Here is a 12,145-nt window from a genome sequence, read left to right as displayed (position 1 = left end):
AGGAGCAATGGCAGCCCCTGCGGTCGATCCGCTCCACGCCATCTGCTTCTCATCGGGGTCTGTTGGCCCAGGCAACGGAGGATGAAAGCCCGGCCAAGAAGTCGATTGACTGCCGATGCGGCACGGTCTGCCGCCTGGCTTCAACAGACATGCCGGCGATCGTCGGCGGAGAGGATCCGGTCGCTTTTGCCGTTGAAGTTGCGATCGTCGCGGCGATTCTCTTTGAAGAGGTCGCCTCGCTGTCGCTCCTCGTCTGATCGCCGAGCCTCGCGCCCCTCCACAAATCAGACCCTGCAGCGCATCGAAGCGATGACCCCGCCCCGGCGATAATCGGATGGGCCCGGCGAGAACGGGCGAAGAACATGGGCCCATCGGGCCCATCAAAACCCCAATAAAATCAAAAAGGATGGTATGCCCTCCGGGCCCACCATCATCTTCCTAACGAACTCATGTCACTGGTATCATCGCGTCGTTCAAATGGAACAAAACCGCGCGCTCAACGTTGGGTTATATCGGAGTGTAAGCATAAGAAAATGCACCGTGCTAGGCACTCCTAGGAGACGTACATGGATATCACCACGCTTCTCATCATAGTTCTTATCGTTGTTCTGCTCGGCGGCGGCTGGTACGGCCGAGGACGCTGGTATTAAGCGACGCCCTGGATTACTTGTCCACGCAGGAACTCCGCGAGATATAAAGTTACAGGCGGCGCTCATGGGCAATGGGCACTCTGCCGCCTCTTGCGAAACCAAACCGCAACGGCCCGCCCTATCCGGAGCCACGTCAAACTCTCGTTGACATTCGTTCCAGTTGGGGTCGGAAGGTGGGTGGGTGGCTGCGTTCCTCGACATTGGCCATGGTCAACTCATGGAAGAGGCTGTAGACAACTGCCGGCAACGTTGGCCCATCGCCGCCAAGGAGCCCGAAGAGGCCGAGCAGCACTGGCAGGTTGTTGGGCTTGCCGAGGACGTAGGGTCGGATGAGATGAGATCGTCAATGCTGCTGACGAGGAGCAAGCGCCCCATGCTGCGACGAAGATTACTCCGCCAAAAACGCGGCTCCCTGGACGAGAAACCATAGTGCAACAGAGCCCCATACAAGCGGGGTGGCCTGCCGGCACAAACGGCGTGATGAACATAGGAACCCCAGCAGCAGCGCGCCCCGGACTCCAAGCTTTATTTCTTTGAGGCCGGCCTTTTCGCGCTCGAGGAAAAACCTGAACGAAATCGTGGCTTTAGCGGGCAAGGAAACGAGCGAAAGTATCCGTCGGTATAGGCCCGCGATATCCAAGATCAATATTCGGGACGTGAGTGGCTTGCTAAAGTCTTGAACGGAACCCAACTCGGACATCACGCCCATGCGACACGTCCCCAAGCACGATAACTCTCTCGGACACGCGCTACTCTTGCGTTTGCCGGGATTGTACTGACTATGATCGGCGCCTATGCCGTCGGCCTCGCCCTCATGTCGACAAAGCCTGCCGGGACGCGTGTCTACGTCCCCATCCTTGCCGAATGCGCCATCCGAGTGCGGCGCATCGCCGGGCGCGAGGTGCTCAGTCACACGTACCGGCGAAGGCAACGTCGCAAGCAACTGAGTTCGCCTGCTTCTCCACACGCGGAGCGATAACATGGATGTGACCACCAACCTCGACAAGATGACGTCAGCCGAGAAGTACGGCGCTATCCGTCTCCTAAGCCGCAGGCTCCACTTCTCCGCCATTCTGGCGAAGCAACGCGGCGACGATTTCTGGGACAGGTTGGAGCGCCTGGCCGATCGGCTGCTCCACGAGAGCGATGCGATTGTCACGGGGGGACCGCGCATCTCCGATCCCATCCTGGTCGAGGCAGCGGACCTACTTGCTCGGTTCGACAACGCGGACGGATCGAAAACCCGATCTGCCTCGCCATCGACGCTTGAATGATAGCCAGTTCCCAGCCGTTGAAGCTCGAGGTTTCCTGAGGCATCCGGACCAAGCGTTGGCAGTCGTTCCGCTCACTCCGCCAGCGGCGGCGCAGCACTCGCCGCTCCGATCTGCAAAAGCGACGCGCTTGGTGCAAGGTCGCGCGACCTCTGCCACCGTCGCAGGGCCTCCCGCGATCTGACGCTGACGGCGTGCATTTCGATGCTACCGGCAAGCTTCGAGGGGCCATCGAACGTGCGGCGCAAGAGACCGCGGACGGCAGCAAGCGGATAGGCGCGGTCGGGCATGGCCTGCGGCATCTCGCTGAACAGGCGCTGGATCATCTTGCGTCGGACATCCTCGGCGGTCTGCCGGATTTCCCAGTCATAGCGGCGGTCCCGGACCGCCACGATGGAGATGGATAGCCCGAGGCGCGCACTATCCACGCCGCTCACCCTGCCCGCGACGTCGAAGTCGGCAAAGGGCGAAAAGATCACAATGTCGCCTGGACGAATCTGCCTGGCCGTCCGATTGTCATGCAGCGTTATCTCGGCCTTGCTGATTGAAATGGTGTCGACCGTGCAGGGCATACAATTGCCGTCGTGTCCAAGATTTGCCTGCCGTGCGAGTGGAAACCGGATGCTGTCAAGCGGCTCTCGCGGAAGTTCTATGCAAACGAGCAGGGAAACGAAGGAATAGACCATGACAACCATGCCCCAGGCGACGCTGAAGCCGTCGAGGTCGTTGTAGGTGCCCATCAGGGGACCGTTGAGCATACCCATGAACGTCAGGATGATGACCAGGAAGAAGGTCCCGGCGATCGGGTAAAGGACATCGACGCGCGCCCGGTCCTCGCCCTTGGCCGTGACCTTGAACGGCCGCCCGAACGGATGGATGAGGGCGTGAAGCAGCGCGATCGTGATAGGGATCGCCGAGACCATTTGCGACACTTCCGTAAAGAGCGGCATGCTGCGCCGCCCAGAAACCCAGGCGTGAAATGCCCACATGCCGCTGACCATCGGAAGCGCATAGAGGAAAAAGGCTTCCGGCTCCATCTGGATAGCCGGCAGGCCAAGGAAGTAATAAAGGATCGGCGCTGCCATCAAAAGCAGGATGAACGGGCGACAGAACCAGAAGAGCAGTCCGTGGAAATAATGCAGCCGTTGCAGGAAGGTGTATCCGCCGCCGAAGAACGGACCATCCCGGAGCAGCGCGACCTGAACGGTTCCGAGGCACCAGCGGCAGCGCTGGGTAATATAGCCTGAGAGGCTTTCGGCCGAGAGCCCGACGCTCAGGCGTTCGTTGAGCCAGCGGGTCTTCAGGCCCTTCTGCAGCAGCCGGTAGGTCAGGTGGATATCCTCCGTGACTGTTTCCTGCGGCATGCCGCCGATCAGGCCAAGCGCATCGCGCCGAACGATGCACGACGTGCCGACGCAAAAGGCAGCCCCCCATCCGTCCTTCGACGGCTGCATGACGTCGAAGAAGATGCGCTGGTCATCGACCCATGCCTTCGATGCCAGGAGGTTATGCTGGACGGGGTCGGCATTGTAGTAGAACTGCGGCGTCTGGATGAGCCCGATCCCTGGATCGGCGAACTGGCCGACGGTGCGCTTCAGGATTGCGCGTTGCGGCGCAAAATCGGCGTCGAGAATGAGGATGAAGGGCGCATTGGTCTCGTTCGCCGACTGCCGGATGGCATTGTTTAGATTGCCGCCCTTGGCGCCAATATTGTCGCTGCGCCGCAGATATCGCACGCCAATCTCGGTGCAATAATCCTCCAGCCAGTCGCGGCGTCCGTCATCGAGCACCCAGACAGCGAAATTGTGATAGTCGATCGCCTTCGCGGCAAGGATCGTGCGCTCCAGAATGGATAGTTCTTCGTTATAGGTGCAGATGAAGACATCGACGGCCGGCGGCGACGCGTTGCCGGCGATCGTGAGCTCGCTCGCGTCCGCAGCCGCACTGTGGTCAGTGCGCCGGAAGAAAAAGACGATCGAAAGCAGCGTATAGAAGATGACGACGACTTCGAAAGAGAGATAGGCGCGCGGCCACAGCGCATAGGCGCTCCACTCGAAGTCTGGCAGCGTCTTGGTGATGCGGAAATAGAGATAATTCAACAACATGACGATGAGGATCATGCCGAATATAACGCGATCCTTTCCCCGGCGGCTGTCGAGCAGCCAGGCACAGCCCATGATCAGCGCAAGCGAAAGCAGCGAAAAGAGAATGGCGTCCGAGAGAGTGACTACTTCGGGGGACATGGGCTATCCTTGCTGGTCAGCGCCTGGCCCGCGCGGCCGAGGAAAGGGTTGAGGTCAAGCGCGGCAAGCACGGCCCAGCCGGTCGCCCCGATATGCGGAAGACGGTAATATTTGAAATCGCCGGGCGAGGAGTTGGGACCGACCTGAAGGCCTGTCGAAAGCTGCTCGTTGACCGTCGCATAGATGAGTCCGCCGGGCGTGACCTGGGCAGCGATGGTCTTGAACAAGGGTTCTGCCTTTTCGGGCTGTCCGGCAAGCCGCAGGACGAGTGCTGCCTGCGCCGTGCCCTCGAGCCAGATGCCGTCCCGGTCGCTGTTGAAGTCGAAGCCACCATCGACGCCGTGGTTAAGCTCGGTCCATTCCATGACTCGCTCGGCCTTGGTCTTGAAATCCGGCACGGCGATCAACGGCCACAATTCAGCGTCAAGCCCCGACATCGCGATATTCGGAGTGTTGCTGTCGGGGACGCTGCCGATGTAGAAGCGCCCCTCGCCGTCGTCCCACATGGCGCGGAGGAACTTCAGCGCGCTGTCGCCGCGGTGGGTCCAGTCGCCGCCGGCGTCCAGTCGCGCAAGCCAGCTATCCGCGGCGTAGATATCCAGATTGTGTTCCGTCGATTTCCAGGTCATGCGCTCAGGCGCCGGCTCATGGCCGAAAAAGCCGCCGTAATAGCCCGGGCTTTGCGGATCTGCCGTGCTGCGGTGGATCCAGTCCATGATCTTGCGTGCGGTGTCGAGATAGGCCGGCTGTTCGGTCTCCTCGTAGGCCATGAGCAGCGCCAGCGCGCCCCATGCGGTGCTGCCCGTCGCACTGCCGACTTGGTACCCGTCCTCGATCCAGGAATTGCTGGCCGCACTCCAGTAACCGGGCAGCAGCATTCCCTCCTTGCCCGGAACGACGGGACCGGACCGGTAGGCATTCCTCAACCGTCCGTCATGATAGTGACGGTCCGTCTCCACGGCGAGCACGAGAGCATCGGCAACGCGGCGCGCTTCTGCCTTTCGCTTGCAACCGTAAAACGCCATTAGGGCAAGGGCGTTGTCATAGGTAAAGCCGGCGTTTTCCAGAGCCGGATGGAGCGCCGACCCGCCGTTTGCCGGTTCGAAACTGCGCAGGACGAAGGGCTGCGCCGGATCTCCGCCCATCTGGGCGGCCAGCCCGTCGCAAAGCGTGCAGGCAAGTTTCTGATGTTCGCTATCGGCAAGCGCCGGGAATGTCTGCAGGACAATCACTGCCGCGGCGAGCAGCAGCAAGCGTCCTGTGTTGATGGTCGATCTCAGATGCTTCATTGCTGATCCTCATCAATGCAGCGGCGATACCGGCGTTAGGGCTTGACGGGTTCGGCAGCGGCTGAACGCGGCGCCGTCGCCTTGTCGAAAAGCGCGGACGCCGAAAGCATGGCGCTTTGCGAGGCCAGCCTGGCAATCGCCAGCTTCGAATAGCGGGCGATCCGCGAGACGATCGTCTCGCCCAATGAGACGATCACATCCTCGCCGACATGGCATCCAAAGAATTTGTCGTTGTTCTGATGCGCCGAAGCGCCGCCCTCGCCGGCCGGTTCGTCGATCTTGACGAGCACATAGACCTCGTGGCCTTCGGCTTCGGGAAACTTCGCGTAATAGCGATTTTCCGGGCCTGAGTTGAAGTAGCGCACGATCTTGTAGATATGGGCGTCGCGCTTGACGCCGAGGCTGCGGAAATTGACCATCGCCGGCATGCCGATCTCGAGCGACGTCACATCGCGGCTGCGATAGACGGCGGCAGCAAAGGCCTCGTTGCAATCCAGCGATTTTGCCACCGGCTGGCCCTGCATCACGAAATCGCCGAAGGATGCGTCGACGCTGACGATCTGGCCGTGGCGCTCGGCCACGACCTCGGCCGCCCCGGTCTTGCCAAGCCGCCCCTCCTCCCGCGCAATCAGGTTTTCGACCTGCTGCTTGCGCTCCGTCATCTGGTTGATCTCGATGTTGTCTTCGGCGATCTCGCCGGCAAGCTTGGTGCGCTGCATTTCAAGCGTCAGCAGATTGGCGGCGACGGTACCGCCGGTGTAGATGTCGCGTTCGACGAGCGACAGGACAATCTCGTTGCGGCGTAGTTCGCCGCGCGCGGAGTCGAGTTCGTACTGCGCGGCATTACGCTTCTGGCGCTGCGGTTCGATGCTGGCCTCGGAGATCAGCTTCTTCTTTAGGAGCACGAGCTGCCTCTGCAGCAGGGCGTTCTGTTCATTGAGCCGCGCCTCGTAGGTCTGCACGTTGTAACGGGCATTCTCGATGACCGCCGAAAGCTCGCTGATCACGCCGTTCTTGACGTCCGCAATCTGGCTTTTGACCTTCTGGAGTTGGTCGGTGCGTTCCTGAACGACGCTTCTCGTATTGTTCAGCTTTTCGGTGAGATCGAGCTTCTCGAGCCGCAAGCCGGTCAGCGACGTCTGGTCCTGGTTGGGATTGGAGACCGTCGCCATGACATCGCCGAGCTTGACGACCTGCCCGACCTGCAGCGAAATCCTGTCCACCCTGCCGTAAATCGGCGAGGCGATCATTTGCACCGGCGCATTGATGACTGCGCGCGTGGAAACAATGAAAAACTGATTGGGGATCATCGCCATGGCGATCGTGAAAATCAGCATAAAGGCGAACACATAACCAAACGCCCTTGATACTGAAAGTATCTTATGATCACGCGGATCTAGTAATAGAGTTTCGTCCTTCATTTTCGCCAATCCTGACTTCTTACACCGCAGGCCGAATAGAAGGGCGTTTCCATGTATATTTTTTATTATTTGTATTTTATATCGATGAAATTCGAGTATGCAAACGAAATTTTTTCTATGACGTCGATGTTTAGATTCAGTATCGGCACGATAAGTATCACCACGAATGCAATCAATCCATCTTATTTAAGTAATTCATGCAATTAATACGCGCAGAACTGGACGCAATCGAGTTTCATCCAGCCAGAAGCTATTTTAAGAGTTTAACTTTGATTTTTCGGTGATTTTTGTAACACACCCAGGGGGACGAGCCAGACACGGCATCCATCCTAACTCTGCGGAGCGGGCTGTTCACAAATCGCGAGCTCCCGAACAGACGGATCGTGAAATGGTGGCGCTCGATAACCTTAGTGCCGAAGGATCATTTGCTTCGCAAGATCGACGCGATGATCAGGACCTTAAAAGCTTCGCTGTGTTTGGACATGCAAAACCCCCGAAGGTCGATGTCCAACTTCCGGGGGTCAGTTCATGTTGGCGGTCTTGTTATTACGCTACTGCTGCGCCGGAGGTGTTGCCGGCGGAGTTGTAGGTGCCGGTTCCGTAGCCGGCGGCGTTGCCGGTGCCGGAGTTGCCGGGGCCGGCTCGGTTGCCGGTGGCGTTGCCGGTGCGGTCGACGTTGCCGGTGGCGTTGTGGCTGGCGGCTGGGTCGTTGTTGTCTCGCCGGCGGGCGGTGTGGCTGGCGGTGCACTCGTGCGCGGCCAGTAAATCGCTGCAAGGGCTATGATTACAACAACAGCCGCGATACCGATCCACATTGCCCATGGTGACCGGCGGTCGCTGCCCGGTGTCGAACGAACATCCGGGCCAGGTCTATTAAAATCATTGGTCATAGTAGTCCTCCTGTACACTCTAAAACTACTAAGTGCATAAAAGGTTCCATGCTGTGTTATGATGCGATGCTGAAATATTGCAAAACCGCCTAAGTTTCGAATGCTATTCCTCTTCAGGCATTCGCAAAGCGGTGTCTGCAGCACATCGCATCGAGAGAGATTATACCATCTTTTGCTCTTCCGATCGCAAAAAAGGAGGAATTCGATATTCGAAAGGTGATTTGCGCTCGTAGTGACGCCGTGGCAGCATTCGCCTCCAGCATTCCGGCTTTGGCCGGCAGAATGACTGTCACCGAACAAGCATGAAAATCGTGCCCATGGGAGGGAAACATGTCCGATCAACTGCCGATGTTCATCCTGCAATCGATCGTAATCTTCGGCCTCGTCGGCGTGCTCTTCATTCGCGCCTGACCTGTCTAGCGAACATCTGACCTTGCTCTCGGCCGCGTGTCGTTGCGTTCCCAGGAGAATATGGTGCGTGGCAAGGGTTCGCGCCCGCGGATGATGTCCGCTCCCTTCTCGCCGACCATGATTGTCGGACCGTTGGTATTGCACGAAGGAACACGCGGCATGACGGAGCTGTCGCACACGCGCAGTCCCTGCAGCCCCCTCACCTTCAGATCGAGACCGACGACGGCCATGGCATCCGCGCCCATCTTGCACGTGCCGACCGGATGGTGGTCCGTCTTGGCATTGGCGCAGCCGTAGTCGAAAAGCTGCTCGTCGGTGACGACGCCGCTTCCCGGCAGCTTCTCTTCGAGCACATAGGGCTTCAACGCCGCCTGCTGCATGATCTCGCGGGCGATCTTCAACCCCTCGATCGACATCTTCCGGTCATGCGGATCGCTCCAGTAATTCGGGTCGATCAGCGGCGCAGCCGCCGGATCGGCAGATGCGAGACGCACGGTGCCGCGCGAGCGCGGATGCAGATAAGCGGAATTCAACGTCACCCCGGCGTTCTTCAGCCTGGCGACGCCCGCCTCGATCCCGGAGCCGAGGCCGAGATGGAACTGGATATCGGGGGAGCGCGCGTTTGGATCCGCATACCAAAAGCCGCCGGTCTCGAAGAGCGAGGAGGCCACGGGGCCTGAACGGAAGAGGACATATTGCAAGCCCGCCCAAAGCGTGCGGTGCAGCTTGGCGACCCCGTCATATGTGTGCTCGCCGGTGCATTCTGAAATGACGAAGAGGTCGAGATGATCCTGGAGATTGCCGCCGACGCCGGGCAGATCATGCTTCACATCCACCCCAACAGCTTTCAGATGGTCCGCAGGCCCGATTCCGGATTGCAGCAGCAGCTTCGGCGACCCGATCGCACCGGAAGAAACGAGTACCTCCCGCTCGGCGCGGATGAGCTCGACGCCGTTGCGTCCGGCAACCTCGACGCCGATCGCTTTTCTACCCTCAATCACGATCCTCACAACACGGGCATTCATCCGGATGATCAGGTTTCTCCTATCTCTGACCGGTGACAAATAGCCCAGTGAGGCCGAGGAGCGGCGGCGGTTGCGCTGCGTGAGCTGATAGAAGCCGACGCCCGCCTGCTGCCGGCCGTTGAAATCGTGGTTATAAGGAATGCCAAGCTCTTGCCCCGCCCGGATATAGGCGTCGCAAATCGGCAGCGCGGAAACCGGCATCGAAACGCCGAGCGGTCCGCCATAGGAATGGTAGTCGTCGGCAAAACGCTGGTTGTCTTCGGCGCGTTTGAAGTAGGGCAGAACGGAGCGATAGTCCCAGCCATCGCAGCCCTCCTCGCTGGCCCAGAGATCGTAGTCGGCGGCATTGCCCCGCGTATAGAGCTGCGCATTGATCGACGAGCCGCCGCCGATGACCTTGGCCTGGGTATAGCGCAGCACCCTGCCCTTCATGTGCTTCTGGGGCACGGTCTCCCAGCCCCAGCTCGCGACGCCCTTCGTCATCTTGACAAAGCCTGCCGGCATGTGGAACAGAGGGTTCCAGTCGCTGCCACCTGCTTCCAAAAGCAGCACTTTGACATTCGGATCCTCGCTCAGCCGGTTGGCGAGCACGCAGCCCGCCGGGCCGCCGCCGGTGATGATGTAGTCGTATGCCATCCCAAGTCCCCCGCTCAAAGGCGGCCGATCGAAAGCCCGCCACCAGCATCGATCACCGAGCCCGTGGCAAAGCCGAAGGTCCCCGACGCTAGGGCTGCGACGATCGCGCCGATGTCCTTAGCCTCCCCCCAACGCTTCATCGGCACGAGCCCGCCCGAAATCAACGCATCGTATTTTTCGGCTACCGTCGCCGTCATCGCCGTGCGGATGATGCCTGGCCGCACTTCGAAGACGCCAATCCCGCTCTCGGCAAGCCGCACCGCCAATCCCTTGGTGAAGGCTGAAAGCCCGGCTTTGCTGATGCAGTAGTCCAACCGCTCCGGCGACGTCAGCTCGGAGGAAACGGAGGTGATGTTGACGATCGAACGAGTTGCCTGCCCGGCGCCACTTACCAGCATCGCCTTGACGACCGCCTGCGTGAAGAACACCGTTCCCCGCAGGTTGGTGTCGAGCACCGCGTCGAAATTCTCCGGCTTCAGCTCGATGAAGTCGCCGCGGACAATCGAACCGATGCCGGCATTGTTCACCAGGCAGTCGATCGCCCCGAATGTCTGCAGGACGTCCTCGATGGTTGTGGCATGCCCGTCAACGTCCGCCAGGTCGGCCTTCCGGTAAGAGGCGTTGGCCCCGAGCGAACGCAATGCCTCGACCACCGGATCGTTCGGCCCGCCCTCCTCTATTCCGGTGATGGCGACGTCATACCCCGCCTTCGCCAACGCCTCGGCGATAGCCAGTCCGATACCTTGTCTTCCTCCGGTGACAAGCGCGACCGGCCGCCTTCCCTGTGCCATCACGCGAGTTCCTTCTGCAGGATATGATCCCCGACGCGCAGCGCCTGCGCTGCCACCGTCAGCGCCGGATTGACCGCGGCAGACGTCGGCAGATAGCTCGCATCGACGACGAAGAGGTTCGGATGGTCGTAGGCGCGGCACCAGATGTCGAGCGGCGCCTGCGCCGAATCGTTGCCGATTCTGACCGTGCCGCACTGATGCGACGGCGTGCGCTTGTCGAATGGCCGCGAGAGCACCAGAGGAAAGCCCGCCGCCCTCAGAGCCTGCTTCAGCTTCTTCACCAGCATCAGATGCGCCGGCCAGTTCGTCCGCACCCACTGCAACAGAATGCGCTCGCCATCGACCATGATGCGGCTTTCGGCATGCGGAATATCCTCGCTCATCGCGTAGAAATCGATCGCATGCGCCGAGAGTTGATTCAGCATCCATTCCGGCACCGAGGGCATATTGGCCTTGAGGATGGCGCCGGAAACGCGGCCGAGCAGCTGAACATTGCCGAGCGGCGGCCCGCCCTCGCCGTCCGTGAGGTAATAGTCGTTGAAGCCGAAGGTCTTCTGATAGATCGCGTCGTTTCGATAGGTCGGCGAGACCGCGATCACGGCGCTCGAATTGTGGTTCATGAAATTGCGGCCGACCTGATCCGAGCTGTTGGCGAGCCCTTTTGGATTCTTCCCGTCCGCGGAGCGCAGCAGCAAGACGGCGGATTGCACCGCGCCTGCCGCAAGGATCACGAGCTTCGGAGAGACCACCTCGTCGGCGCCATCCTTCCGGTACTGAACCGTCTCGATGCGCTTGCCGTCAGCCCCGGCTTGAAGCCGTGTCACCCGCGATCGGGTCTGCAGGCGAACGTTCGGATGCTGCAGCGCCAGCGCAAGACCGATCGTCTCGGCATCCATCTTGCCGTCGAAACTGTTCGGATGCGCGTCCCAGGGCGTCTTCGCCTTGGCAAGCCAGCGCTCGATATCGATGCCGAGCGGCAGCGAATAGGGATGCAGGCCGTTCTGCTTCATCCGCTCGCGCACAAGCGCAATCGACGGCTCGTCGGGCACGGGCGGAAAGGCGTAGTTCTGCGAATGCACAGGCTCGGTAGGGTCTTCGCCAATCTGTCCGCGCACCTGATAAAGCTGCTCCGCGCGGCTATACCATGGCTCCAGCTCTTCGTAGGCAAACGGCCATGCGGGCGAGATGCCTTCCAGATGCTGCATCTCATAAAAATCCTCGCGCCGGTAGCGCACCATGACCGCTCCGAAGAACTTCGAATTGCCGCCGACATTGTAGTAATTGCCCGGATTGAACGGCTTGCCGTTCATCTCATACCAGAATTCCTTTGGCCGGAAGTGGCCGCGCTGGAAGATCGCGCGCTGGTCGCGGTTCTCCGGCCGGTCCTCGATATGTCCGCCCGCCTCAAGGAGAAGGATATCGGCCCCGGAGGGCGCAAGCGCCGCAGCGATGGTCGCCCCGCCGATCCCCGAGCCGATGATGACGATGTCCGGCTGCTTCACCAAGCGATCCTCCCAG

8 protein-coding genes are annotated in these 12,145 nt (G+C 60.3%); 2 read left to right on the top strand and 6 right to left on the bottom strand.

The window, feature by feature from the left end:
- Positions 1-1,630 precede the first annotated feature (1,630 nt).
- Complete coding sequence (locus tag BLP23_RS12425) at positions 1,631-1,924, top strand: hypothetical protein (protein WP_092585166.1); 294 nt, start codon at positions 1,631-1,633, stop codon at positions 1,922-1,924.
- Between the two features lie 71 nt (positions 1,925-1,995).
- Here the strand turns inward: BLP23_RS12425 and BLP23_RS12420 are convergent, their stop codons facing one another.
- The 3 genes from BLP23_RS12420 to BLP23_RS12410 are packed head-to-tail and all read right to left on the bottom strand — an operon-like array spanning position 1,996 to position 6,874.
- Entirely contained in the window at positions 1,996-4,164 is a 2,169-nt protein-coding gene (locus BLP23_RS12420; RefSeq protein ID WP_092585165.1) for a glycosyltransferase family 2 protein, read from the bottom strand.
- Complete coding sequence (locus BLP23_RS12415; RefSeq protein WP_092585164.1) at positions 4,149-5,453, bottom strand: hypothetical protein; 1,305 nt, start codon at positions 5,451-5,453, stop codon at positions 4,149-4,151. The genes BLP23_RS12420 and BLP23_RS12415 overlap by 16 nt, the downstream gene beginning before the upstream one ends.
- 35 nt (positions 5,454-5,488) lie before the next feature.
- Positions 5,489-6,874 (bottom strand): HlyD family secretion protein, encoded by a 1,386-nt coding sequence (locus BLP23_RS12410; protein ID WP_092585163.1) that lies wholly within the window; start codon positions 6,872-6,874, stop codon positions 5,489-5,491.
- A gap of 528 nt (positions 6,875-7,402) precedes the next feature.
- Between BLP23_RS12410 and BLP23_RS12405 the strand changes: the two genes are divergently transcribed.
- Positions 7,403-7,639 (top strand): hypothetical protein, encoded by a 237-nt coding sequence (locus BLP23_RS12405; RefSeq protein WP_092585162.1) that lies wholly within the window; start codon positions 7,403-7,405, stop codon positions 7,637-7,639.
- A 541-nt stretch (positions 7,640-8,180) separates the two neighbouring features.
- On the opposite strand, the gene BLP23_RS12395 is transcribed toward BLP23_RS12405, so the two are convergent.
- Genes BLP23_RS12395 through BLP23_RS12385 form a run of 3 tightly spaced genes read right to left on the bottom strand, consistent with a single transcriptional unit; the run spans position 8,181 to position 12,132 of the window.
- Positions 8,181-9,836, bottom strand: a complete 1,656-nt coding sequence (locus BLP23_RS12395; protein ID WP_092585160.1) for a GMC family oxidoreductase — start codon at positions 9,834-9,836, stop codon at positions 8,181-8,183.
- Positions 9,837-9,850: 14 nt separating this feature from the next.
- The gene (locus BLP23_RS12390) at positions 9,851-10,627 is read right to left on the bottom strand and encodes a 3-ketoacyl-ACP reductase (protein ID WP_092585159.1); all 777 of its coding nucleotides are present in this window, start codon (positions 10,625-10,627) and stop codon (positions 9,851-9,853) included.
- Complete coding sequence (locus BLP23_RS12385) at positions 10,627-12,132, bottom strand: FAD-dependent oxidoreductase (protein WP_092585158.1); 1,506 nt, start codon at positions 12,130-12,132, stop codon at positions 10,627-10,629. Before BLP23_RS12385 ends, BLP23_RS12390 begins: the two co-directional genes overlap by 1 nt.
- Positions 12,133-12,145 lie beyond the last annotated feature (13 nt).

This window comes from Rhizobium mongolense subsp. loessense, assembly GCF_900099775.1.
Lineage (GTDB): Bacteria > Pseudomonadota > Alphaproteobacteria > Rhizobiales > Rhizobiaceae > Rhizobium > Rhizobium loessense.
Note: the sequence above shows the minus strand (reverse complement) of the source record. Positions and strands in the feature narration are given on the sequence as shown.

Excerpts from the sequence above, each read along its gene's own strand:
- BLP23_RS12425 (WP_092585166.1), top strand. The coding sequence starts at position 1,631 with ATGGATGTGACCACCAACCTCGACAAGATGACGTCAGCCGAGAAGTAC.
- BLP23_RS12420 (WP_092585165.1), bottom strand. The coding sequence starts at position 4,164 with ATGTCCCCCGAAGTAGTCACTCTCTCGGACGCCATTCTCTTTTCGCTG.
- BLP23_RS12415 (WP_092585164.1), bottom strand. The coding sequence starts at position 5,453 with ATGAAGCATCTGAGATCGACCATCAACACAGGACGCTTGCTGCTGCTC.
- BLP23_RS12410 (WP_092585163.1), bottom strand. The coding sequence starts at position 6,874 with ATGAAGGACGAAACTCTATTACTAGATCCGCGTGATCATAAGATACTT.
- BLP23_RS12405 (WP_092585162.1), top strand. The coding sequence starts at position 7,403 with ATGTTGGCGGTCTTGTTATTACGCTACTGCTGCGCCGGAGGTGTTGCC.
- BLP23_RS12395 (WP_092585160.1), bottom strand. The coding sequence starts at position 9,836 with ATGGCATACGACTACATCATCACCGGCGGCGGCCCGGCGGGCTGCGTG.
- BLP23_RS12390 (WP_092585159.1), bottom strand. The coding sequence starts at position 10,627 with ATGGCACAGGGAAGGCGGCCGGTCGCGCTTGTCACCGGAGGAAGACAA.